This is a genomic window from Janthinobacterium sp. 75 (genome assembly GCF_004365495.1).
In the GTDB taxonomy this organism is placed as follows: domain Bacteria; phylum Pseudomonadota; class Gammaproteobacteria; order Burkholderiales; family Burkholderiaceae_D; genus Janthinobacterium.
The window spans coordinates 1,597,148-1,621,103 of record NZ_SORD01000001.1 but is presented as its reverse complement, the minus strand read 5'-3'; the positions used below and the strand labels follow the sequence as shown (position 1 = coordinate 1,621,103).

Here is a 23,956-nt window from a genome sequence, read left to right as displayed (position 1 = left end):
CCGGGATCAGCCCGGTTTTTTTACGACATAGACAGGTGCCGCATGACCACGATAGAAGACGAATTGATTATCGGCCTCGTGTCGATATCGGACCGCGCCAGCGGCGGCGTGTATGAAGACCAGGGCATCCCGGCCCTGGAAAGCTGGCTGTCCGCCGCCATCCGCACGCCTTTCCGCCTGGAAAAACGGCTGATCCCGGACGAGCGCTCGCAGATTGAAAACACCCTGATCGACATGGTCGACCTGAGCCACTGCCACCTGATCCTGACGACGGGCGGCACGGGTCCGGCGCGGCGCGACGTGACGCCGGACGCCACGCTCAGCGTCGGGACCAAGGAAATGCCCGGTTTCGGCGAACAGATGCGCCAGATCAGCCTGCAATTCGTGCCGACGGCGATCTTGTCGCGCCAGGTGGCCGTGATCCGCGAGACGCCCGAGCGCGCCGCCCTGATCATGAACTTGCCGGGCCAACCGAAGGCCATCAAGGAAACCCTGGAGGGACTGAAAGACGCTGACGGAAATCAATTGGTCAACGGCATCTTTGCCGCCGTGCCGTATTGCATAGACCTCATCGGTGGTCCCTACATGGAAACCGACCCGGCCATCTGCAAGGCCTTCCGTCCCAAATCGGCGCTGCGTCCGGCGCAACCTTTACCTGAGGAAAATACATGAGCACCTTGCTGGAAACCATACAACTCGACAGCGCACCGAACCCCACCGTCTCCATCATCTGGATGCACGGCCTGGGCGCCGACGGCAACGACTTCGTGCCACTGGTGAAGGAACTCGATTTGCGCGGCTGTCCTGCCATCCGCTTCATTTTCCCCAGCGCCGGCACCATGCCCGTCACCATCAACAACGGTTATGTGATGCGCGCCTGGTACGACATCCTCGTGAACGACCTCGTGCGCCGCGAAGATGAGAACGGCTTGCGCGCCTCGCAGGCACAGATCGAAGCGCTGATCGCGCGCGAAAAGGCGCGCGGCATTCCTGCCAGCCGCATCATCCTGGCCGGCTTCTCGCAAGGCTGCGCCATGACCTTGCAAACAGGCTTGCGCCATGCGGAACCGCTGGCCGGCCTGATGTGCCTGTCCGGCTATCTGCCGCTGGCCGACAAGACGGCTCTTGAGCGCACGCCGGCAAGCCTGCAGACGCCCATCTTCATGGCGCACGGCACGGCCGACCCCGTGGTGCCGATCGCCCGCGCACAGCAGTCGCGCGACTTGCTCACCGGCATGGCTTACAAGGTGGAGTGGCACGAGTACATGATGCAGCACTCGCTGTGCCAGGAAGAGATCGACGCGATTGGCGCGTGGCTGAAAAAAGTATTGGCTTAAAGCAAAACAGGCGCGGTGTGCGCCGCGCCTGTTGTTGTTCGGAACGCCGGGAGCTTAGTTGCTCGCCGGCGTTTTTTCATTCCATATTTTCAACATATCAGGTGACGCTTGCGAGCGGATGCCGTTGTCCGTCAGCACCGATTCCGTCGCGGCCAGCATCTCCTTGCGGGGCACGACGACCATTTCCGCATCGCGCTGCTGGAAGCGGAACGTCAGCAGCTCATCCGTCTGGTCGCGCAGCAAGGCCACCAGGTGCGCCAGGCTGCGCACGCGCACGCCATTGACGGAATCGACGACCGAGAAGAAACGGGTACTGTAGCCATTCATCAGCTTGTGCGGAAAGAACGGCGCGGCAATCACCACCAGTTCTTCGCGCTCGCTATCGGGCGCATCGCCGCGCCGCGTGACCAGCGGATTACCGGCAAACGCCATGCCGCCCAGCATCGCTGGATTGCCATTCGGCGCGGCCATGAATTCCGTGGTGGCGCGCGAGAACACCATGGGGCCGAAAATGAAATAGGACGGATAATTGCCCTGCAGGCTGGCAATGAGCATCGGGTGTGCAGCCGAGACGGGCACCTTGATTTTCAGGGGCGCGCCCTGGCGCACCACCGTCAACGGCAACTGGCCGTCTTTCGCCAGTTGCTGCACCCGGTACTGAAAGCGCACGCGGCTGTTGGCATTCAGCTTGACCATGCCCTGGTTGTCGATAGGAAAATCGCCGATATGCGTGATGACATCCCACTCCTTGAGCGGATAAGCGGCGTCCTTGCTGGCCGGCGTCATCACGACGGCCCCCTCGACACCCTTGGCCAGTTTCAGGTAGGTGCGCAGGGCAGGATTTTCCAGCGTTTGCGTCACGTCGCGCATGGCCGGCTTGCCCCGGGGCACGCCACTTTCCTGGTCGCGCAGGAACAGCTCGATTTCCTCGTTGGGGATAATGTAGCCGATGTTTTGCGCATTGAGCATGCCGGCAAAGGCCAGGCCGATCATCTTGTCGCCCGCAATCACGGGGCCGCCGCTATTGCCCGGGTTGATGGCCGCATCGATCTGGATGCGCAAGCCGGAAACGGGGAAGTTATAGCGCACGAATTCGATGCGCGAGACAATGCCCTTGGTAATCGACAACGACGTGCCGCCCGTCGGATAGCCATACGCCAGCACGGCATCGCGCACGTCCGGCAAGACATTGGCGCGCGGCACCGCTTTGTGGCTGGCGAAAAAACTGTCGTCGTCGATCTTCAGCAAGGCCAGGTCCATGCCACGCGAAATGGCCAGCACGGTCGCCGGTATCTTGTCGCCCGCGCCGTTGGCCTGGATCTGTACCTGGCTGGCATAGCCGACCACGTGCGCATTGGTGAGAATGCGGCGGCCTTCGATGACGACGCCGGAACCCGTCACCTCTTGCGGCGCGGCCTTGCTCCACGGCCTGTACGGATCGGGACCGCGCAGGGTGGAAAACACCTTGACGACGGAATTTTCCAGTGCGGAAGCGCTGGCGGCAGCACCGGTTTCGGCGGCAAGCACACGCACCGTCAACAATGGGCCAAGGACCAACACCAGAAAGGCGCGGCCCATCAGGGTGGAGCACGGACGAGTTTTCATTGAGCTTATTGGCAATGGAAGGGAAGTAAAATTATATATTGAATAATTTCAACTTCATTACACTTTGTCCATCTTTGCCCGAAGAACTCTTTCAATCAGGCGGGCAGGGGCGGCACGCCCAAGGCCGGCACCGCCGTCTGCGCCCCGTTCATGACCATGGCCAGGAAAGTGTAGTAGCCATTGATACCCATCAAGTCCACCACGCCGTGCTCGCCAAACAGGGACAGCGCGCGCGCATACGTAGCATCGCTGACGCGCTTGTTCTGCTGCAACTCGATGCAAAAGTCGTGCACGGCTTGCTCTTCTTCTTTCAGGGCAAGCGGCGCGCGGCGCGCGGCAATGGCGTCCACGGCCGCTTGCGCGATGCCGTTCTGCACGGCCAGCGGCGCGTGGATGGCCCACTCGACCTGCTGGTCCCACTGACGCGCCGTGACCAGGATCGCCAGCTCCGACAGGCGCGTGCCGATGGCGCTGCGGTAGCGCAAATACTCGCCCATGCGCTGCGCCGTTTCCATCAGCTCGGGGCTGCGGATCAGCGGCACGAAGGGGCCGTACAGCGCCCCGCGCGGACCGTCGATGATGGCTTGCGCGGCCACGCGCTGCTGGGCGTCGAGCTGCGTCAAAGGCAGCGGCGGCAAGCGGTCGATATCGCTACCGGCCATCAGGCAGTCCAGGCGACCACGTCCTGCTGCTGTTCGCCGAGGCCGGCGATGCCCAGGCGCATGCTGTCGCCCTTTTTCAGGAAACGCTGCGGCTTGCGACCCTGACCCACGCCCGGCGGCGTGCCCGTGGCGATAACGTCGCCCGGTTCCAGGGTCATGAATTGCGACAAGTAGCTGACGATCTGCGCCACCGTGAAAATCATGGTTTGCGTATTGCCCGTCTGCATGCGCTTGCCATTGACTTCCAGATACAGGTCCAGATCCTGCTCGTCGATGACTTCATCGCGCGTCACCAGCCACGGGCCAACGGGGCCGAAGGTGTCGCAGCCCTTGCCTTTATCCCACTGGCCGCCCCGTTCCAGCTGGAAAGAGCGCTCGGAAATATCGTTGACGACGCAATAGCCAGCCACGTATTTCAGGGCGTCTTCTTCGCTCACGTATTGCGCGCGCGTGCCGATGACCACGCCCAGCTCCACTTCCCAATCCGTCTTTTTCGAGCCTTTTGGCAACACGACATTGTCGTCCGGGCCATTCAGGCAAGTAATTGCCTTCATGAAGACGATGGGTTCGGCCGGAATCGGCATGCCGGACTCGGATGCGTGATCCGCATAATTGAGTCCGATGCCGATGAATTTACCCACTTTCGCCAGCGGTACGCCGAAGCGGGGATTGCCGCGCACCAGGGGCAAGGTCTTTTCGTCCAGCTTGGCCAGCTTGCGCAAGGCCTTGTCGGACAGTTGCGCGCCGTCAATATCCGCGATCACGCCGGACAGGTCGCGCAGTTTGCCTTCTTCATCGATCAGGCCCGGTTTTTCCTTGCCTGGACGTCCATAACGAACGAGTTTCATAGTCTTCCTTGGAGTTGATCATTGCCGCTGTGCAGGCCGCCATTTTACCGGATGGCCCGGCACGCCTGTAACGTCGAATGAAAAACATCGCAAGTCCCGGCAATTGCAAGGCTGCCAGCACGCCAAACGCCACCTGGTAGGCTTGCGGCGGATACTGCTGCAAGCTGTTCAGGGGCCAGCAGCCGAGGATCAGGCCAAAGCCCGCCTGTACCAGGAAGGCGCCCGTAAAAATGAGTAAATTGAGGCAGGTGGCCGCCCTGCCCGTCAAGCTGGACGGCATGCTTTGCGCGACGATCGCATACTCGAGGCCCGTCACCGTGCCCAACAAGGTAAACAGCACGGATAGCAAAGGCAGGCTGGGCACCACATTGCATGCCATCGCCACTTGCACGGCAACAAACAGGACAAGGCCCGCGGCCGCCACTTGCATCGGTTCAATCGCACGCCGCCCGGCCCATTCCGTCAGCATGCCCATGCCGATGGCGCCAAAGATGACGGACGCCATGCCCAGGTACAACAGATACGCCACGCTGTCATCGGACAGGCCACCCACATCGGCCAGCCAGCGCCCTATCCATAAGCCCTGCACGCCAAAGAACACCGTGTGCGGCAGCAGGATCAGCGCGATGGTGCGGCGAAAGGCCACGTCGCGGTACACATTCCAGACACTGACCTTGCTCACCGTGTGCGTGGGGGCGCGGCCGGACATGGCCGGCGACAGCAGGCGGATCAGCACGCCGATGGCCAGCGCCGCCAGCGCCAGGCCCAGGAATACGCCGCGCCAGTCGGTGTAATGCAAGGCCAGCTTGACGGGCATGGTGGCCGTGGCCGCGCCCAGGCCGCCTACGGCGATCAGGTAGCCGTGCACGGAAGGCAGGCGAGATGGCGCGATGGCGCATGAGATCGCCTTCACGGCGGCCATGAAACAGCCGCCCAGGCCCGCCCCCATAACAGCCCGTGCCAAAATCAGCTCGGCAAAGCTGTGGCCCCGGCTGAACAGCCACACGCCCAGGGCCGCCAGCGCCAGCGCCAGCAGCCACAGTTGCACCGTGCGGGGGCCGTAACGGTCGAGCGCCATGCCGATCGGCAGTTGCACCAGCGCAAAGGCGAGAAAAAAGGCGCTGGTCAGCAGGCCCAGTTGCGCTGGCGTCAGGGCGACAGAGGCCAGCAACTCCGCCGTCAGAACGGCATTGACGCCGCGCAGCAGGCACGACAGGTAATGACCGAGCGCAAACGGCAGGAACACCAGACAAAACACGGCCACGCCGGAACGGGAAGACGCGTCGGCGCCGTGCATGCTCAGGCGGCCTGTGCCAGGCGGATGATTTTATGCGGCAACTGCGGCATAGGCTCATCCGTTTCAAAGAAAAACTTGGCGTGGCCGAACGCGGGCTTTAAATCGTCCATCCACGTCGCTTCCGCATCGAACTTGGCATAAAACGGCCGGCGCACCCAATCCGGATTGCGCGCCTGCAAGAATTGCAGGGCAAACAGTTTTTCGCCGTTGATGCTGACGATGCCATCGATGACGACCTTGCCGTGAAAGGCACTCATGGACGGGCCGCGCACCGTGCGCGACAGGCCTGACACCATCTGGTAGGCGGCCTGGAAAATTTCATGCGCCTTCGCCAAGGGCAACTCGAAATAGCCGCGCGGCCCCGTGTCCCGTTCGACAAACATGTAATACGGAATCGCTCCCAGGCGCGTGCCCGTCTGCCACAGCTCCGCCCAGCTAGCCGGGTCTTCATTGATGTGGCGGATCAGCGGCCCCTGCATGCGCAAGGTGGCGCCCGTGGAGACGATGCGTTTCAGCGCTTGTTGCGCGATGTCCTGGCGCAATTCCACGGCATGGCTGTAATGGCCCATCACGGCCAGGTTCTTGCCCGCCTTGACGATGCGCTCGAACAGGCGCAGCAAATCGTCCGCATCGCGGTCGGAGACAAAGCGCTGCGGCCAATACGCCACTGCCTTGGTGCCGATGCGGATGTTCTGGATGTGCTCCAGGCCCGGCTCCAGCAGCGGCTCCAGGTAGGCTGCCAGTTGGCGCGTATTCATGATCATCGGGTCGCCGCCCGTGATCAGCACATCCGTCACTTCCGGATGCAGTTTCAGGTAGGCGGCCAGCTCATGCGATTCGCGCGCATCGAACTTCATGTCGTCCATGCCGACGAACTGGGGCCAGCGGAAGCAGAAGGTGCAATACGCGTGGCACGTCTGGCCCGCGCTGGGGAAAAATAGCACCGTTTGCGCATATTTATGCTGCAGGCCGCGCACGGGTGCATCGTTGATTTTCGGCACGTTATGCGTCATCTGCCCGGCCGGATGGGGATTCATGCCCAGGCGGATATCATGCACATAGGCATCGATGGCGGCCTTGTCACGCTGCACCAGCACCAGATCGCGCAAGTGGGCGTACTGCTCGGGTGGCAGCATGTCGCGGTGGGGGAAAACGAGGCGGTAGATGGGATCATCAGGAATATTGTTCCAGTCGATCAGCTGGTCGAGCACATAGGCATTGGTGCGAAACGGCAAGACGTGCGAGACCACTTGCACGGCGACACGCTGCTCTTCCGGCAGCCATTTCCACTGCCGCGCCTGATGAATGGTTTGCCGCGTGTACGGCTTGAACTTGGGTGGAAACGGCTCGGTAATGAGTGCGGACACGATAGTCTCCTTGCCTATAAATAGCGATAACTTTCATGAAATTGGCCCTATATCGGTCAATTGCAGCCCCCTCAGGCAACGCCTGCTCGGCATGCTGTGAAAGTCATGATAATTCTTGCCATACAGAACCAAATTGCCACATATCAACAAGCATGCCGATACCTGGCTCGCTGCCTACAAGCAACTCTTTAGTTTGTTCCATCGCAATTTGATGGGGCCCTCGACGACGTAAATTACGGCTTGGCAACACATCCCTCGACATCACAAGGAGCTGTCATGAAACGCTTATTCACGGGTAGCCTGCTGTGCCTGGCATTTGTCGGCGGCAGCGTCAATGCCGCAGTCGAAGCAACGGAAAAAGACGCCATCGCCATGGCCGAACGGGGCGCCGCCTTCATGAAGGCGCATGGCAAAGAAGAGATGATGAAGAAAATCACGGCGAAAGACCCCGACTTCGTGCAAGGCTCGCTGTATGTGGACATGCGCGACATCAAGACGGGCATCGTGCTCGCCCACCCCATCAATGCTTCCATCGTGGGCAAGGATTTGACGGACGTGCCTGACGCGAATGGCAAGAAATATCGCCGTGAAATCATCGAACTGGCGCAAAAGCAGGGCAAGGGCTGGGTCGACTACCAGTACAAGAACCCCGTCAGCGGCAAGATCGAGCCAAAGACCACATATATCCTGCGCGTCAACGATGTGGTGCTGGAAGCGGGCATCTACAAGAAATAGAACCGGGGCTGCGCGCACGAACGCCGTGCGCCGCCAGCGCTTGGAACAGCCATCGCCAGGAGTCAAGCATGCTCAATACATTACGCATCGGACCAAAATTATTGCTGGCGCCCGCCCTGGTCTTGCTGCTGCTGATACTCAGCTCGACCGGTGCCTGGTATGGCATGGTGCGGCAAAATACATCGCTGGAAAACATGGTGCGCGTGCGCATCACGCATTTGAAGGCGGCCGCCGACATACTAGGCGAGGCCAAGCAGGTGCACGGCAATATGTACCAGTTGCTGTCATGGACGAATGGCAGCTTCGCCAAAGCCCGCATCGACGCGCTGGAACAACAGATCAAGGCGCGCCACGCGGCCATCGGCACCCAGCTGGCCTCGCTGCGCGCCATGGCCACGGGCGCCGAGCGCACCCTGGTCGATGCCGCCATCACGGCCCTGGCCGGCTATCGCAAGGTTGTACTGGAAACCATGGAAATGGCGCAGATGGATCAGTCGATCGCCACCAATTCCATGCTCAAGGCGGAAACGCAATTCGGCCAGTTCAATACGCAGCTGGCGCAGCTGTCTGCCCTGGAAACGACGCTCAGCCGCCAGGCCCATGCGGCGGCCAGCGCCGAGTTTCGCAGCCTGGGCTGGAGCCTGCTGCTGACCGTTCTGCTCTCCATCCTGGTCTCCATCGTGGTGACCATGCTGGTGCGGCGCGCCATGCTGGTGGAAATCCGCGGCATCGCCGACGCGGTGCAAGACTTGGCGGCGGGCAAGCTGATGTCCGGTGCGCCCAAGCAGGGCAATGACGAGATCGCCGCCACGTCGCGCGTGCTGGACCAGGCCATCGCCCACCTGAACCAGACCTTGCGTACCATCAGGGGCGCCGTGCAATCGATCGACGCGGCCTCGCGCGAAATTGCCGCCGGCAATCTGGATTTATCGGCGCGCACGGAACTGCAAGCCAGTGCGCTGGAAGAAACGTCAAGCGCCATGGAAGCGCTGACGCAAGCCGTCAATGACAACGCCGCCAACGCCCAGCTCGCTTGCGAGCTGGCGGGGCAAGCGTCCACCCTGGCCGTACACGGGGGAGTATCGATGCAGCAAGCGGTGACGACGATGGCGACGATACGCGCCAATTCGCGCCAGATCGTGGATATTATCGGCGTGATCGACGGCATTTCTTTCCAAACCAACATCCTCGCGCTAAATGCGGCGGTGGAAGCGGCGCGCGCGGGCGAACAAGGCCGCGGCTTTGCCGTGGTGGCGTCCGAAGTGCGCACCCTGGCGCAACGCTCGGCGCTGGCCGCCAGGGAAATCAAGACACTGATCGCCACATCCGTCACGACCATCGATGGCGGCAGCGTGGCCGTGCAGCAAGCGGGCGACAGCATGGGCGCCATCGTCGCCTCGGTGCAGCAAGTCCATGACATCATCCAGCGCGTAAAACAGGCCAGCGCCGAGCAGGCGTCGGGCATCACGGAAGTCAACCAGGCCGTCACGCAAATGGATGACGTCACGCAGCACAATGCGGCCCTGGTGGAACAGGCGGCAGCGGCGGCAGCCAGCTTGCAGGACCAGGCCGTCAAATTGTCGGCGGCAGTCAGCGTCTTTACCCTGGATCACACCACGCCAACGACGCCCGCCAGCGTAGACGATGAAGTCTTCCTGAATCCGGCCAGGAAACCGGGCCAGGACAGACGCGCTGTGCACAGCCCGCTGCGAAGCATGCCCGGCCTGCGCGGCGCCAAGAATGCGCCGCAGCGCCAGCGTGGCCAGATGCGCGATTAACTGGCAGGTGTACGCATGGGCTTGCTCAGGTAGCGCGAACCGGCCAGCACGAAGCGCCACGGCGTCTCCATCGCCCTGGAGATGCCGATGCGCGGCCCCGCCTGCACTGTCAGTTCATCCTCGCGGGCCAGCAGCATGAACGGTGGTGCATCGAGCGCCAGGCGATTCTGCAGGTGGCTCACACCGAGCGCCTGGCACACCTTACCCGGCCCCGAACACAGCAGCCGCAGATCCTCGACGCCGCGCCGTTGGCGCATGGCATCGAGTCCCGCCAGCGGCTCGATGGCGCGAATCAGCACGCCTGCCCCATGGCCCGCTTCGCGGCACACAAAATTCAAACACCAATGGATGCCGTAGGAGCGGTAGACATAGGCGTGCGCGGGCGGGCCGAACATGGCGGCGTTGCGCGGCGTCATGCCGCCATACGTGTGCGAAGCAGGGTCCAGCCGGTCATACGCTTCCGTTTCCACGATGCGCCCGCCCACGCCGTCAACCAGCACGGTCACGCCGATCAGCTGGCGCGCCACGCTGCTGGAATCGTCCGCAAAATCGATACCGGCAAGGAGTTTTTTCATACGGTAATTGTACTGCCGCACTATCCACCACACGCCGCCCCGCCGCCTTGAAAACAAATAAAACTTGATATTTTAATCACAAATTCAGGGATGGACCTCGTCGTACAATGACGAAAATAGCGTATCGACACGATCAAAATGGGGATTTTTTCCAGAATATATTGTCGAGATGAACTATTGCCACGCATAAACAGCGATAATCGTCGGGCACTGCGCCAGACGCTCATGAAGCGGGCAGCGGCAGCGCGCGACAGAATAAGCACCGGGCACAAAAATGATGATGAAAGCGTGATGATGAGAGCGGCAGCGCAAAAGCAGGTAGTGCAGGAAGATCCGGTTGACGCCTTGATGCGTTCCATCCGCATTCCGCCACGTCCCAGCCTGCTGGTCGATTTGCAGCGCGAACTGGCCGAAGACGACCCGTCGCCGCGCCGCATCGCGCGCATCATCGCCGACGATGTCGGCATGTCCGGCGCCCTGCTGAAGCTGGCCAACTCGCCTTTCTACGGCGCCGCGCGCAAGGCCAAATCCGTCGAGCAAGGCATCAACTTTCTCGGCATTAACCAGTGCAGCGCCATGATGACGGGCTTGCTGGCGCGCCAGGCGCTGGAAGCGGAAGGCGTGGAACTGACCAACTTCTGGGATGTGTCGGCCAAGCGCGCGCGCGCCCTGGTATTTACCTCGCGCAAGCTGCGCATCGCCCCGCCCGACATCGCCCATACCTTCGGCCTGTTCTGCGATATCGGCGTGCCCCTGCTGATGAACCGCTTCCCCGACTACGTCAAGACCTACGCGGCGGCGGCCAACGATGCGCACAATTGCTTTACCAGCCTGGAAGACGCGCGCCACCAGACCAACCACGCAGCCATCGGCTGCTTGCTGGCGCGCAACTGGGGCCTGTCTTCCGATGTCTCCTGGGCCATCCTGCACCACCACGACTACACGGTGCTGGCGGACCCGTCCACGGACGACGCCATCCGCTCGCTCGTCGCCCTGTCGCTGCTGGCCGAAAAGGGCATTCAGCGCTACCATGGCAACAGTACCTCGCTGGAGTGGGACAAGGGCGGCGAACTTGCCTGCCAGCATCTCGGCCTGTCGCAGGAAGAAGCCGCCGACCTGCTCGACGAGCTGCACGAGATGTTCGATACCGACCATTGAGGTATCAGGCGGCCGCGTCCGCCTGTATCATCTGTCCCGGCGCCTGGCAAAGCCTTGGCGCCTGTTTCCGTTTGCCTGACCCGTATTTCTTAACCTGTTGATCGCCATGCCCAAAAATAAGCGCCCTGTCCCCCGTAAATCCGCCAACACGCCTGAAGACAAGGATGAGTCCGTCACGCGCATGCTGTGCACGATGGCCCTGAACCTGGCGGAGCAGGAAGACAGCGAATCGCAGGGCACGGTCCTGGCCGAGCAAGCCGTCGAGTTCGGCCGCCTGATCCGCAAGGCCTTGAATCAAAAGAAGGATGAAATCCTGTACGACGCCATCGAACGGGCCAAGTACGAAGACGTGGGCGCCTACCAGTACCTGCGCAGCCATATCGAGGAAGCGGCGTCCATCTCCGTGATCCGCCGCGAGAATGCCCCTGCCATGGAAATCAACGCCTTTGTCGTGCCCCTGCTGGTGCAAAGCACGGGCGGCCTGCGGGAAGCGGACAGTTTCCAGGACCAGGACGCATTCGAAGCGCTGGTGCAGAGTTTTCAACAGTCTCAACTGGAAAGCGCCAAGGCCAAGGTCGTCTTGATGAGCCACGCCTACGACCTCGATGAAATCGACCGCATCACCTATAGCCACCTGCACGAGATGGTGCGTGATGCGTACTCGTCGATGACAGACAAGAAAATCGTCGCCACGCCGGGCCTGGAAAGCAGCATCGTCGGCTGGAGCGAGACGGCTTTCGGCCCGCAGGATACGGCCGTCGAGCTGCGCTTCCTGCTGGGCTTTGCCTTGAAACGCGTGGACGACCCCTTCTATGCGGAACCGAAGGATGAAGCGGCGCTCGACGCCTGGTTCGATGCGCGCATGGCCCGCTATCAACAATGGACGACGGAAGTGGGCGAGCTCGTCAAGCGCTGCCTGGCACCGGCCGGCAGCGCCCTGGAAGTGAGCTTCCTCTACCAGGATCTATTCCATGGCGGCAAGGAACAAGGCATGAGCGAATATGCGATGCTGCAGATGATGTCGGGCATCAACCACGCGCTGGCGGAAAACAAAGTGGATGCTGCGGATGTCTCGGTGGTCGTCGGCCCTGCCGATGAGCACGGCGACATGCTGTTGCGCGTCAACGTCACCACGGCGGGCGGCGAACTGCTGCACAGCGCCGACAAGCCGCTGGACCTGGCTGCCGACCTGCAGGACGAAGTCGACGACATCTGCGATGCGCTCGCTACCATTGGCGTGACGCAATTGTCCGTGGCCTTGAAATTCGATGCCAAGGGACAGCCGGTGGAAGCGCAGCCGTACGCACCGGCCTAAGGAACTGGCACGGCCCGCGTTCTGCATCAAAACGGCTGTAATGTTTTCCATTCCAGCAACTTGGCAGCATAGGCGAGCGTGTAGGCAGGACTGCTCGAGGGCAAGCTGACGATGCGGTAGCGCTGCGCGTGTTCGCCCAGCACCTTGATGCCCAGCTTCGCCGCCGTGCCGCCGTTGAAAGCGATCGTATGCAGCTGCGGCAGGCTGGCGGTCAGGGCCACCAGGTCGTTGTCGTCGCGGGCGCGGATGTTGCTGTCCAGGCTGCCTGTGCGCTGCGCCTGCGCCACCACGTCCCACAGGCCCACGCCCTGCGCCAGCAAGGTACTCAAGCGTTCGGCATAGGGCAGGCTGGTCAAATGCACGCCCAGCACTTCGCCCAGCAGCATCCAGAACTTGTTTTGCGGATGCGCATAGTACTGGCTGTGCGCCAGTGATTTTTCGCCGGGCAAGCTGCCCAGGATCAGCAAGCGCGTGCCGGCGTCGATGACGGGAGCAAAGCAGCGCTTGCGCGCATCTGCAGCATGGTCTGGCAAGAAGGCAGGGCTATTCAAATGAGATATCCGGAAGGGAAGGCGTAGGGCCATTTTACCCGGCCACGCGACGGTGTAGAATTCCCGGACAAGCTCCCAACACAAGAGACCACCCATGCGCACCATCGATACCCTGCTGACCCAATATGGCGAAAGCCATCGCAACCACGTCAATGAATGGGTGCACATCGTGTGCGTGCCGCTGATCGTTTTCAGCCTGCTGGGGCTGCTGTGGAGCGTGCATCCCAGCGTGGCGCTGCTCGGCAGTATTCTCGCTTTATACTATTATTACAAGCTGTCGCGCCCGTTTGCGGTGGGCATGCTGGCCATGCTGGCCGCCATGCTGGGCGTACTGCTGCTCATGCCGGCGATGACCATCCTGCCCGTGTCGCTGGGTGTTTTTGTGCTGGCCTGGATAGGCCAGTTCATCGGTCACCAGATCGAAGGCAAGAAACCGTCGTTTCTGGACGACTTGCGCTTTTTACTGGTGGGCCCCCTGTTCGTGCTGGGTTTTTTGTACCGGCGCCTGCGGCTGGCGTATTGAGAGGCATGCGGTCACGCGGGGGCCGTAACAGATTTTTACTATTCGCAACTAGTTATCTGCGACAAGTGTCCTTATGATAAGTCTGCATCTTTACTGCCGGTCGACGCAATCGGCAACTAACTTTTGTCCAAGGGAGTCCCACATGAAAGCACCAATCATTGCAGTGGCATTACTCGCCACCCTGGCAGGCTGCGCCGTACAACCGAACTCGGCGAATGTCTACAATGCGCGCCAGGCGCAGAATGAACAATCGGTTCGCATGGGCACGGTTGAATCCGTGCGCCAAGTGACCATCGACAAGGGCGAAACGGGCACCGGCGTGCTGGCTGGCGCGGCGCTGGGCGGCGTGGCCGGCTCGACAGTCGGTGGCGGCAAGGGCGCCATCGCGGCCAGCATCCTCGGCGCGGTCGCCGGCGGCATCGCCGGCAAGAGCATCGAAGCGAATGCCTCGAACAAGGCCGGCCTGGAAATCACCGTGCGCCTGGACAATGGCGACATGCGCGCCATCGTGCAAGACGCCGATGAACTGTTCCGCCCGGGCGAACGTGTGCGCCTGCTGTCGGATGGCCGCAAGACCCGCGTCACGCATTGATCGGCAGGCTGGCGCCCAGGCATTAGCCGAAGGCGCCGGCAAGGAGCAAGGCAGAAGGGTGCAGCCTGATGGCAATCACGGTTGCCACGATGACGTAAACAAGCACGCTCCAGACTTTGATCTGCAGTGAAGCTGGCATGGCGGTCCCCTTTCAACGATACCATTCAAAAAATATTTACTTGATCATAAAGTAAATATTTTCATAAATTTAACATTTTCCAGAAGTACTGCGCTGGCTCAATGCCTGAGGGTATCTTGCCGCGCATTTCGCCCCTCCATTTGCCAAGCTCGACCGGAATGCGCGATGCCCGTATACTCGCGCGATGTCCTCTCCTCTCCTGTTCATCATTGCCTGCCTGATCTGGGGCTCCACCTTCTGGGCCATCACCTTGCAGCTGGGCGATGTCGCCCCTGCCGTTTCCGTGGTCTACCGCTTCGGTCTCGCATCCGCCACCTTGTTTGCCTGGTGCGCCTTGCGCGGCGATACATTGCGCCTGCCCTGGCGCGCGCAAAAATGGATGCTGCTGCAAGGCCTGGCCTCGTTTGCCCTCAGCTATGTGTGCACCTACAGCTCGGAGCAATACCTGGTGTCGGCCCTCGTCAGCGTGCTGTTTGCGCTGATGGTGTTCTGGACGCCCTTGCTGAACCGCATCGCCTTCGGCACGCCCATCACCTGGAGCACCTGCTGCGCGGCGTTTGTCGCCATCTGCGGCATCGTGCTGCTGTTTTACCAGTCCATCGGCGCGGCGCTGCAAGATATTCTGGGCGGTGGCAATGGCCATTTCCTGCTCGGTTTCATGCTGGCCCTGGTGGCCACCATATCGAGCACGGTGGGCAATGCCCTCGTCATGAAAGTGCGAGAACATTCGGGCAACGTGATGCTGACCATGGCCTGGACCATGCTGTGGGGCACCTTGATGGTGGCCGCCTGGGCCATCGCCACGGGCCAGTCCTGGCAACTGCCCACGCGCCCCAGTTACTGGATGGGACTGATCTATCTGGCCATCTTCGGCTCGGTGATCGCCTTCAGCGCGTATTTCACCTTGATCGCGCGCATCGGCACGCAAAAGACCGTGTACATCGGCGTCGTCACGCCCGTCATCTCCGTGCTGCTGTCAGTGCAATTCGAACACTACCGGCCCGCCGCCATCGAATGGGTGGGCATGCTGCTATGCCTGTCCAGCGTGGCCTGGGCCCTGACCTCGGGCGCGCGCAAGACGAGTACCATTGCTACCCTTTCCACCACTCCATCAACAAAGGCAACATGAGCACCTCTTCCTCCCTCGCCATCCGTCCCGCGACCGCATCCGACGTGGCAGCCATCTTTGGCATGATCCATGAACTGGCCGTGTTTGAAAAACTCGAACACATGATGATCGCCAAGGAATCCATGCTGCACGACAGCCTGTTCGGCAAGCACCCCGCGTGCGAAGCGCTGGTCGGCGAGGAAAATGGCGAGGTCGTGACGTTCGCCCTGTTCTTCCATAATTTTTCCACCTTCCTGTGCCGCAAGGGACTGTACCTGGAAGACCTGTATGTGAAGCAATCGGTGCGCGGCAAGGGCTATGGCAAGCAGATGCTGGTGGCGCTGGCGCAACTGGCTGTCGAACGCGATTGCGGCCGCTTCGAATGGTCGGTGCTGGACTGGAATGAGAACGCGATCAACTTCTACAAGGGCATGGGCGCGGACGTGATGCCGGACTGGCGCATCTGCCGTGTCGCTGGCGATTCCTTGACGCAATTGTCGGCGGGCACGCCAAAAACCTTCGCGTTGGAACGGTAAGCGTAAGTTCCAAAAAAAATCCCCGCGGGCTAGCGGCACCGCGGGGTGAACCCATTGTCAAGTGGGAGGGGGAGAATGCAATCAACGGTTATCAATATAAACGCTACGACTGGTCACCGCGCCGACCTTTACATTTGCTTACCGGGCCTTACATTTTCCTTAAGTCTGTCAGCTAACTGTCCATCCTTCACCACAGTTTATTTCCGTGCTTCAATCAATGTGCCGTGCAAACCGCTATGTTGTTGCGTAACCCCAATGGCACCCTGCGCATTTTTATAGATTTGCTACACTGTGAAGCAGGCGATGCCGCCAGCGACCACGGCAAAAATGACCATGCGACGATCCTTGGGGATGCTTGAAGGTATCTGGGGGATCAGAACCTGCGGCTGATAATGGCCAGGCAGGGAAGATCCAGTGTGGCATCTTCTGCTGGTGGGGCATTGCGGAATATCAAACGCGTCAACGTGACGGCGCGCTGGCGTTTGATGCGACGCAAAATGGCGGCAATGCGCTCACACACAATGAACGAATCAATCAACGAATCGTTACGCCTATGGGAGCCACATCATGAATGTCTCTGCCAAACCGCTCGTCATGAAAATCTACCGCGCCTACCTGCGCTCGCGCCTGGAGCGCTACACACGCGACTTGCAAGCCATCGCCGAACAGCGCGAGAACGACTTCCAGGCCGAACGCATCCTGCACCAGGCCGTCGTCTCGGTGCGCTCGAAACTGCACTCGCTGTAACCGTGATACCTTCAGCGCTGCCGGCCGGCCACGGCCCAGCGTTCCACCAGCTCGAACAAGCCTTGCGTCAGCAGGGCCAGCACGGCTGCGGGGATGGCGCCGGCCAGCAGCATGTCGTTGTCGTTCAACGCCAGGCCGATGGTAATGCGTTCGCCATAGCCGCCCGCGCCGATGAAAGCGGCGATGGTGGCCGTGCCCACGCTCATCACGGCCGCCGTTTTCACACCCGCCAGCATCACGGGCAAGGCCAGCGGCAAGTCCACGTGCAGCAGGCGGTCGCGCCGGCTCATGCCCAGCGCCAGCGCCGCCATGCGCAAGCCTTGCGGTACCTGCAAGATGCCCGTGCACGTATTGCGCACGATGGGCAGCAGGGCGTACACGAATAAGGCCACCAGGGCCGGCACGGTGCCGATCATGCCAAGCACGGGAATCAAAATCGCCAGCAAGGCCAAGGAGGGCACCGTCTGCAGCACGCCAACGAAGGCCAGCACCGTTTGCCGCAGCGGCGCCGAAAACGCCGCCAGCACGCCCAGCGGAATACCGATCAGGCACGCCAGGGCCACCGACAGCAGCACCAGGGTCAGGTGCTGGCGCGTCAGGGTCCACAAATCGTCGCCGATAATTTTATGCAGCAGCGTGCTGCGCGCCGCCGGTTTGTCCACCTGCGTCCCCGAGGTCAGCCACTGCCGCGCCACGCCGGCAAAGCTCTTGCCGTCGATTTCCACGGCCGCATTCATGGCGATCATGTCGCTCTCGCTGATGCGCCCCTGCAGCCCTTGCAAGGCTTGCCAGGCGGCGGGAAAGCGCGGCGGCAGGTCGAGCCGGAACAGAAGCATGGCATCGTAGCGGGGAAAGTACTGCTGCGTGTCGGCCAGCACGCGCAAGCCGTACTGGCGTATCTTCGCATCCGTCGAATAAATGTCGATCACATCCACCTGGCGCTGCGCCAGCGCTTCATAGGCGATGCCGTGATCGAGCCCGCGCGGGCGCTGCGGCAAGCCATAGCGCGCGGCCAGGCCCGGCCAGCCATCGACGCGGCCAATGAATTCATGCGACAAGCCAAACTTCAAGGCTGGGTGCTGTGCCAGCTGCGTCAAGTTCGTGATGGATTTTTCATCGCCGCGCATGGCCAGCGCGTAAGTATTGTTAAAGCCCAAAGGCACGGCCACGCCCAGCCCCAGCGCCGCCAGCTCGCGCCGCATCTGATCCAGATCAATCGGTTTGTCGTGCTTGAGGATTTCGCTGGCGATCGTGCCCATGTATTCGGCATACACGTCGATGCTGCCCGCCTGCAGCGCGGCCAGCACGATGGCCGTGTTGCCCAGGCCTTGGCGGTGCTCCGCCCTGACGTGCGGCGCGGCGCTCTGCCGGATGATTTCGCCGAGGATATAGGATTCCGTGAAACGCTTCGAGCCCACCTTCAAGGTGCCGCCGTCCATGGCGTGCGCGGGCGCGGCGGCGAAAACAAGCATCAACAACAGGTAGACAGCACGCACGCGGCGCTCCAGGACGAATGATCAGTCCGTCAAGCTTACCACCGGCGCACGCCAGACACCGCCATGCACCACGCCCGCGCACGGATTCAGGCCCAGCGCATACGCCAGGTCGGCCGGGCGCGCAATGCGCCACAAGGCGAAATCGGCGCGCTTGCCCACCACCAGGCTCCCCGTTTCCTGCTGCAGGCCCAGCGCGCGCGCCGCGTGGCACGTAGCACCGGCCAGCGCCTCCTGCGGCGTCAAACGCCACAGGGTGCACGCCATGTTCATCGCCAGCAGCAAGGACGTCATGGGCGACGTGCCCGGATTGCAATCGGTGGCTACGGCCATCGGCACGCCAGCCGCGCGCAAGGCCGCGACAGGCGGCGGCTGCGTCTCGCGCAAAAAGTAATACGCACCCGGCAGCAGCACGGCAACCGTGCCATGTTCCGCCATGGCGGCGATGCCCTCCGCCGACAAAAATTCCAGGTGGTCGGCCGACAGGCCAGCGTAGCGGGCAACAAGCGCCGCGCCGCCCAGGTCGGACAACTGCTCCGCATGCAGCTTCACGGGCAGGCCCAGGCCTCGCGCCGCTTCGAACACGCGCTGCGTTTGCGCCGGCGTAAAGCCGATGCGCTCGCAAAACGCGTCGACGGCGTCGACCAGGCCAGCGCCAGCGAGCCTGGGCAGCATCTGCGCGCACAGCAGGTCGATATAAGCGTCGGGCTGGCCCGCATATTCGGGTGGAAGCGCATGTGCGCCCAGGAACGTGGTACGCACAGTGACCGGCAGCTTTTCTGCGATCCTGCGCGCCACGCGCAGCATCTTCGCTTCGCTATCCGCATCGAGACCATAGCCGGACTTGATCTCCAGGGTGGTCACGCCCTCGGCCAGCAGCGCCAGCACGCGTGGCAAGCTTTGCTGCAGCAATGCGTCTTCGCTGGCCGCGCGCGTGGCGCGCACGGTGGACATGATGCCGCCGCCGGCGCGGCTGATGTCTTCATAGCTGGCGCCATTCAGGCGCGCCTCGAATTCGTCGCTGCGGTTGCCCGCGTGGACGATGTGCGTATGGCAGTCGATCAGTCCGGGCGTCAGCCAGCAGCCCTGGCCATCGACCAGCACCGCGCCGCTGGCCGGCAGCTCGTCGCCGGGGCCAAACCAGGCGATGCGGCCATCCTTGACGGCGATGGCCGCGTCGAGCAGTTCGCCATAGCCGTGCTCCATCGTGGCCAGGTGAACGTTGTGGATAACCAGGTCCCAGTCCTGCATGTCGTTTCCTTCCTAGATGAACAGGTCGACGCGGAACACGGCCGTGCGCTGCAAGGCGTCGAGCCGCCATTCCTGCGCATCGTCGGCGTCCAGCAGCAAGGCGTCATAGCGGGCCAGCGCGAACTGCTGCTCTCCACCGCGCGCCAGCACGGAGCCATCTCCAGCAACAAACAGCAAAGTCGCCGTGCTGCGCCGCGCCAGCTTGCCAGGCGCCGTGATCTTTTCCAGCTGGTGGCGGCAGCGGTCGCGCCGCGTCATCACATTGAAATCCGTCGTCGCCCCCTTGACTTGCGCAACAACGGCCGCTTCGCCGGGAAACCATAGCATGGGTTGGGCCGCGTTCAAGAGCACCTTGCGCGTGCCATCGAGCGTCAACTGCACGTTGTCGCCATCGACCAGCATCAGGCTGCGGTCGATGCCGGGAAAGCTGGAAAATGGTCCGCTGGCCGTGATCGTCGCCAGGCTGATACGCCAATCAAAATCGTCAAAGCCTGCCCCCAAGGGGGCAATGGCGATTTCCGTCGTGCTGCCGCCGCCATTTTTCCATGGCGCGGCGCGCTGGCATTCGTGGGGGATGAAGGTGGCCATCAGAGCGCCCTCAGTTGCGCCAGGGTGTGTTTGTAGGCTGTGGCGATGGCGTCCTGCGCCACGTGGCGCCCGCCGCGCACCTGCCACCGGCCGCCGCACAGCACGTGGCGCACCAGGTTGTCGTTGCCGCAGAAAATAAAACTGCCCAGCACATCGGTGATGGCCACGCCGCACAGGTTCACATGCGCGTCGTCGAGCACCAGCAGGTCGGCGCGGCAGCCCGGCGCCAGTGCGCCCAGCCTGCGTCCGGCTGCCTGCGCGCCGCCCCGCAAGGCCGCCTGCCACAGGTAGTCGCCAACATGGTGTTCATTCGGCGTGACGGCCACGTTGCGCTGCTGGCGCTGCAAGCGCTGGCCGTATTCAAGCCAGCGCAACTCCTCGACAGGCGACTGCGATACATGGCTGTCGCTGCCGACGCCGAAGCGCCCACCGGCGGCGATGAATTCGGCCAGCGGGAACAGGCCATCACCCAGGTTCGCCTCCGTCGTCGGACACAGGCCGGCCACGGCGCCGCTGGCGGCCATCAGCGCCACTTCGTCAGGCTGCACATGCGTGGCGTGCACGAGGCACCAGCGCGCGTCGACATCGACGTGCTCATACAGATACTGCACCGGGCGCCGGCCGCTGTAATCAATACATTGGCGCACTTCGCCCTGCTGCTCGGCGATGTGAATGTGGATGGGCCGCTGCGCCGGCAACGCTTGCGCCACCTCGCGGATCTGCGCCACCCCGGCGGCACGCAGCGAATGGGGTGCAAAACCCACCTCTACCTGTCCGCCGCGCTGCGGCGCCAGCGCCTCGACGATGCGCAGCACATCATTAGCATCGGTGCGAAAGCGCGCCTGCTCCGCTTTCAACGCTTGTTCGCCGAAGCCCGCATGGCTGTACAGCACGGGCAGCATGGTCATGCCGATGCCGCTGATGCGCGCCGCCGCCAGCACCCGTTCCGCCGTTTCGGCGGGGCGCGCATACAGCGCGCCAGCCGCATCGCGCTGCAGGTAGTGAAATTCGCAAACAGCCGTGTAGCCATGGCGCAGGCATTCGGCAAACAGCTGCGCGGCGATGGTTTCCATCTGTTCAGGCGTGATGTGGCGCGCAAAGCGGTACATCAGGTCGCGCCAGGTCCAGAAGCTGTCCGGCGCACTGCCCGCCTCCTCGCCAGCGGCTTCCGTCATGCCCCCCAGCGCCCGCTGGAAGGCATGCGAATGCAGGTTGACCATGCCCGGCAAGACATATTCGGCCACTTCGACGCCGGCAGACGATGCTGTATTTTCCGTCACCACCGTCAAATCGCCAGCCGCATCCCATTCCAGCAGAACGTCGCGGCGCCAGCCCTGCGGCAGCAGCGCATGGCGCGCGAACAAACAGCCGCTCAACGCGCCACCCATGCCACGGCCGCTTCCATCATCTGGCGCAGCAGCGGCTGCACCTGTGCGGCCAGGTCGGGCCGGTAGCCGAACGGCATCGCTTCATCCATGTAAAGGCACTGACACATCTCCAGCTGGATCGCATGCACGCGGCTGGCCGGCTGGCCGTACTGGCGCGTGATATGTCCGCCCTTGAAGCGGCCATTCAGCGCCACGGTAAATGTATCCTGCGCGCGCGCGATATCGACCACGGCGGACGTCAGGCCGCTATCGCAGCTGGCGCCATCGGCCGTGCCGAAGTTCAGGTCGGGCAGCTTGCCGTCAAAGAAACGCGGCACGTGCGAGGCGATGGAATGGGCATCCCATAGCACCACGGCGCCATGCACGCGCAGCAGCCGGTCCAGTTCCGCGCGCAGCTGCCGGTGATACGGCGCCCAGTAGCGCTGCAAGCGCTGCTGCACGTCGGCCGCGTCGGGTTCGCGGCCTGGCAGATACAGCGGCTCGCGGTGAAAGGTATCGTTGGGCAGCAAACCCGTCGTATCCTGGCCCGGATACAGATTCGTGTCTTCCTGCGGGCGGTTCAAGTCGATCGTGTAGCGCGACCATCGCGCCGACAGCACCGACGCATCCATCTCCTGCAAAAATCCATACAGCTCGCGCAAATGCCAGTCCGTATCGGCCTTGATCAAGGCCTGCGGCGTCATGCGCGCGGCGATATCGTCCGGTATATCGGTGCCCACGTGGGGCATAGACACCAGCAGCGGGATGCTGCCTTCGTTGAAGCGGAAATCCATGCTTGTCTCCTAGCGCCCGCTCAAGCGTACAGCGGGGCGAACAAATTCTTGCAAGTGCTGCTCAATTCGCCGCGCAAGACCATCTGCTTGGCCGCTTCGATATCCGGCGCGAAGAAGCGGTCGGCGTCGAAGAACGGCACCTTCTGGCGCAACTGGTGATGCACGTGTTCCAGGTGCGGCGAGGTTTTCAGCGGACGGTGGAAATCGATACCCTGCGCAGCAGCCAGCAGCTCGATGCCAACGATGACGGCAGTGTTGTGCGCCATGTCGTCGAGGCGGCGCCCGGCGAACGTGGCCATGCTCACATGGTCTTCCTGGTTGGCCGAAGTGGGCAGGCTGTCGACGCTGGCCGGATGCGCGAGCGACTTGTTTTCCGACGCCAGCGCGGCGGCCGTCACGTGGGCGATCATGAAACCGGAATTGACACCCGGATCGCGCACGAGGAAGGGCGGCAGGCCGGACAGCGTAGCGTCGATCAGCAGCGCGATGCGGCGCTCGGCCAGCGCGCCGATTTCGGCAATCGCCAGCGCCAGGGTGTCGGCAGCAAAGGCCACCGGCTCGGCGTGGAAGTTCCCGCCCGAGACGATTTCCGCCTGTCCGCCGGGACCATCCTGGAAAATCAGCGGATTGTCCGTGACGGCATTGGCTTCGATCAGCAGGGTGCGGCCCACATTGCCGATCAAATCGAGGCAGGCGCCCATGACTTGCGGCTGGCAGCGCAGGCTGTACGGATCTTGCACGCGCTCGTCGCCTTCCAGGTGCGAAGCACGGATTGCGCTGTGCGCCACCAGTTGGCGGTACATCTGCGCGGCCAGGATCTGCCCCGGCTGTCCGCGCACGGCGTGCACGCGCGCGTCGAACGGCGCATCGCTGCCCTTGGCCGCATCGAGCGACAGCGCGCCCGTGACCATGGCAGCTTCCAGCAGGCGCTCGGCCATGAACAAGCCATGCAGCGTCAGTGCGTTCGACACTTGCGTGCCGTTGATCAGCGCCAGTCCCTCTTTTGCCGCCAGCACGACAGGCGCGATGCCCGCCTGCGCCAGCGCCTCGGGGGCCGGCATCAATTCGCCGTTGACGCGCACGTCGCCCACGCCCAGCATGGCCAGGGTCATGTGCGACAGCGGCGCCAGGTCGCCCGAGGCGCCCACGGAACCCTTGGCGGGAATGGCCGGCATGATGCCAGCGTTGTACAGGGCGATCAGGGTATCGACGATCAGCGGGCGCACGCCGGAATAGCCGCGCGCCAGGCTGCCGATCTTCATCAGCATGATCAGGCGTACGACGGCGTCCGACAGCAGCTCGCCCGTGCCGACGGAGTGCGACAGGATCAGGTTGCGCTGCAATTGCTCCAGCTTTTCATCGGGGATGCGCGTCTTGGCGAGCAGGCCGAAGCCCGTGTTGATGCCGTAGGCCGCATCGCCCTTGGCGACGATGGCTTGCACGGCGGCGGCCGACGCCTCGATGACGGGATACGCCTCGGCGGCGAGTATCAGTTTGGCGGGCGCGGCCCAGACGGCGCGCAGGTCGCCCAAGGTCATCGCGCCCGGTTTCAGGGTCCAACTTTTGGCATGCTGTGTCATAGTCATTCGT

General features: G+C 62.6%; 24 protein-coding genes. 11 read left to right on the top strand and 13 right to left on the bottom strand.

All coding sequences use genetic code 11. The annotated features are described in order from the left end of the window. Window positions 1–42 precede the first annotated feature (42 nt). Both mog and C8C89_RS07430 read left to right on the top strand, forming a co-directional pair. Complete coding sequence (mog, locus tag C8C89_RS07435) at window positions 43–672, top strand: molybdopterin adenylyltransferase (RefSeq protein ID WP_101482861.1); 630 nt, start codon at window positions 43–45, stop codon at window positions 670–672. Continuing rightward, window positions 669–1,337, top strand: coding sequence for an alpha/beta hydrolase (locus tag C8C89_RS07430; RefSeq protein ID WP_133989250.1), 669 nt, complete (start codon window positions 669–671; stop codon window positions 1,335–1,337). Before mog ends, C8C89_RS07430 begins: the two co-directional genes overlap by 4 nt. Before the next feature lie 54 nt (window positions 1,338–1,391). Here C8C89_RS07430 and C8C89_RS07425 read toward each other — a convergent pair whose 3' ends face one another. The 5 genes from C8C89_RS07425 to C8C89_RS07405 form a co-directional block, all read right to left on the bottom strand. Continuing rightward, entirely contained in the window at window positions 1,392–2,942 is a 1,551-nt protein-coding gene (locus C8C89_RS07425) for a S1C family serine protease (protein ID WP_243857930.1), read from the bottom strand. Window positions 2,943–3,037: 95 nt separating this feature from the next. Beyond that, the gene (locus C8C89_RS07420) at window positions 3,038–3,604 is read right to left on the bottom strand and encodes a carboxymuconolactone decarboxylase family protein (RefSeq protein WP_133989249.1); all 567 of its coding nucleotides are present in this window, start codon (window positions 3,602–3,604) and stop codon (window positions 3,038–3,040) included. Then, window positions 3,604–4,452: a fumarylacetoacetate hydrolase family protein gene (locus tag C8C89_RS07415; RefSeq protein WP_133989248.1), complete on the bottom strand. Its 849-nt coding sequence runs from the start codon at window positions 4,450–4,452 to the stop codon at window positions 3,604–3,606. Before C8C89_RS07415 ends, C8C89_RS07420 begins: the two co-directional genes overlap by 1 nt. Beyond that, window positions 4,397–5,749: an MFS transporter gene (locus C8C89_RS07410; RefSeq protein ID WP_243857929.1), complete on the bottom strand. Its 1,353-nt coding sequence runs from the start codon at window positions 5,747–5,749 to the stop codon at window positions 4,397–4,399. Before C8C89_RS07410 ends, C8C89_RS07415 begins: the two co-directional genes overlap by 56 nt. A gap of 2 nt (window positions 5,750–5,751) precedes the next feature. Then, entirely contained in the window at window positions 5,752–7,116 is a 1,365-nt protein-coding gene (locus C8C89_RS07405) for a lysine 2,3-aminomutase (RefSeq protein WP_243857928.1), read from the bottom strand. Between the two features lie 276 nt (window positions 7,117–7,392). On the opposite strand from C8C89_RS07405, the gene C8C89_RS07400 reads away from it, so the two are divergent. Both C8C89_RS07400 and C8C89_RS07395 read left to right on the top strand, forming a co-directional pair. After that, window positions 7,393–7,851, top strand: a complete 459-nt coding sequence (locus tag C8C89_RS07400) for a cache domain-containing protein (protein ID WP_133989246.1) — start codon at window positions 7,393–7,395, stop codon at window positions 7,849–7,851. 68 nt (window positions 7,852–7,919) lie between these two features. Further along, on the top strand, window positions 7,920–9,629 hold the full coding sequence (locus C8C89_RS07395; RefSeq protein WP_133989245.1) for a methyl-accepting chemotaxis protein: 1,710 nt from the start codon (window positions 7,920–7,922) through the stop codon (window positions 9,627–9,629). On the opposite strand, the gene C8C89_RS07390 is transcribed toward C8C89_RS07395, so the two are convergent. Continuing rightward, complete coding sequence (locus tag C8C89_RS07390) at window positions 9,626–10,204, bottom strand: DNA-3-methyladenine glycosylase (RefSeq protein WP_133989244.1); 579 nt, start codon at window positions 10,202–10,204, stop codon at window positions 9,626–9,628. The two genes, C8C89_RS07395 and C8C89_RS07390, sit on opposite strands and share 4 nt — an antisense overlap. 291 nt (window positions 10,205–10,495) lie before the next feature. Between C8C89_RS07390 and C8C89_RS07385 the strand changes: the two genes are divergently transcribed. Beyond that, window positions 10,496–11,362: an HDOD domain-containing protein gene (locus tag C8C89_RS07385; protein WP_101482870.1), complete on the top strand. Its 867-nt coding sequence runs from the start codon at window positions 10,496–10,498 to the stop codon at window positions 11,360–11,362. A 106-nt stretch (window positions 11,363–11,468) separates the two neighbouring features. Next, window positions 11,469–12,677 carry a hypothetical protein gene (locus C8C89_RS07380; RefSeq protein WP_133989243.1) on the top strand — a complete coding sequence of 403 codons (1,209 nt, stop codon included), beginning with the start codon at window positions 11,469–11,471 and terminating at the stop codon, window positions 12,675–12,677. A 26-nt stretch (window positions 12,678–12,703) separates the two neighbouring features. On the opposite strand, the gene C8C89_RS07375 is transcribed toward C8C89_RS07380, so the two are convergent. Next, window positions 12,704–13,228, bottom strand: a complete 525-nt coding sequence (locus C8C89_RS07375; RefSeq protein WP_133989242.1) for a DNA-deoxyinosine glycosylase — start codon at window positions 13,226–13,228, stop codon at window positions 12,704–12,706. A 94-nt stretch (window positions 13,229–13,322) separates the two neighbouring features. On the opposite strand from C8C89_RS07375, the gene C8C89_RS07370 reads away from it, so the two are divergent. From C8C89_RS07370 to C8C89_RS07350, 5 genes are all read left to right on the top strand, one after another. Beyond that, window positions 13,323–13,751: an Mpo1-like protein gene (locus C8C89_RS07370; protein ID WP_133989241.1), complete on the top strand. Its 429-nt coding sequence runs from the start codon at window positions 13,323–13,325 to the stop codon at window positions 13,749–13,751. A gap of 142 nt (window positions 13,752–13,893) precedes the next feature. Next, window positions 13,894–14,343, top strand: coding sequence for a glycine zipper 2TM domain-containing protein (locus C8C89_RS07365; RefSeq protein WP_101482874.1), 450 nt, complete (start codon window positions 13,894–13,896; stop codon window positions 14,341–14,343). A 323-nt stretch (window positions 14,344–14,666) separates the two neighbouring features. Then, window positions 14,667–15,611, top strand: coding sequence for an EamA family transporter (locus C8C89_RS07360; protein ID WP_101482875.1), 945 nt, complete (start codon window positions 14,667–14,669; stop codon window positions 15,609–15,611). After that, a complete protein-coding gene (locus tag C8C89_RS07355) occupies window positions 15,608–16,126 on the top strand; it encodes a GNAT family N-acetyltransferase (RefSeq protein ID WP_133989240.1) in 519 nt (172 codons plus the stop codon). The genes C8C89_RS07360 and C8C89_RS07355 overlap by 4 nt, the downstream gene beginning before the upstream one ends. A gap of 567 nt (window positions 16,127–16,693) precedes the next feature. Then, window positions 16,694–16,873: a hypothetical protein gene (locus C8C89_RS07350; RefSeq protein WP_034746290.1), complete on the top strand. Its 180-nt coding sequence runs from the start codon at window positions 16,694–16,696 to the stop codon at window positions 16,871–16,873. Between the two features lie 11 nt (window positions 16,874–16,884). Here the strand turns inward: C8C89_RS07350 and C8C89_RS07345 are convergent, their stop codons facing one another. The 6 genes from C8C89_RS07345 to hutH are packed head-to-tail and all read right to left on the bottom strand — an operon-like array spanning window position 16,885 to window position 23,946. Continuing rightward, the gene (locus C8C89_RS07345; RefSeq protein ID WP_133993206.1) at window positions 16,885–18,345 is read right to left on the bottom strand and encodes a glycine betaine ABC transporter substrate-binding protein; all 1,461 of its coding nucleotides are present in this window, start codon (window positions 18,343–18,345) and stop codon (window positions 16,885–16,887) included. A 45-nt stretch (window positions 18,346–18,390) separates the two neighbouring features. Further along, window positions 18,391–19,617: an imidazolonepropionase gene (hutI, locus tag C8C89_RS07340; protein ID WP_133989239.1), complete on the bottom strand. Its 1,227-nt coding sequence runs from the start codon at window positions 19,615–19,617 to the stop codon at window positions 18,391–18,393. Window positions 19,618–19,629: 12 nt separating this feature from the next. After that, entirely contained in the window at window positions 19,630–20,205 is a 576-nt protein-coding gene (locus C8C89_RS07335; protein ID WP_133989238.1) for a HutD family protein, read from the bottom strand. Beyond that, a complete protein-coding gene (locus C8C89_RS07330; protein WP_133989237.1) occupies window positions 20,205–21,593 on the bottom strand; it encodes a formimidoylglutamate deiminase in 1,389 nt (462 codons plus the stop codon). The genes C8C89_RS07335 and C8C89_RS07330 overlap by 1 nt, the downstream gene beginning before the upstream one ends. Then, window positions 21,578–22,366: an N-formylglutamate deformylase gene (gene hutG, locus C8C89_RS07325; RefSeq protein WP_133989236.1), complete on the bottom strand. Its 789-nt coding sequence runs from the start codon at window positions 22,364–22,366 to the stop codon at window positions 21,578–21,580. Before hutG ends, C8C89_RS07330 begins: the two co-directional genes overlap by 16 nt. Window positions 22,367–22,386: 20 nt before the next feature. Then, on the bottom strand, window positions 22,387–23,946 hold the full coding sequence (gene hutH / locus C8C89_RS07320) for a histidine ammonia-lyase (protein ID WP_133989235.1): 1,560 nt from the start codon (window positions 23,944–23,946) through the stop codon (window positions 22,387–22,389). Window positions 23,947–23,956 lie beyond the last annotated feature (10 nt).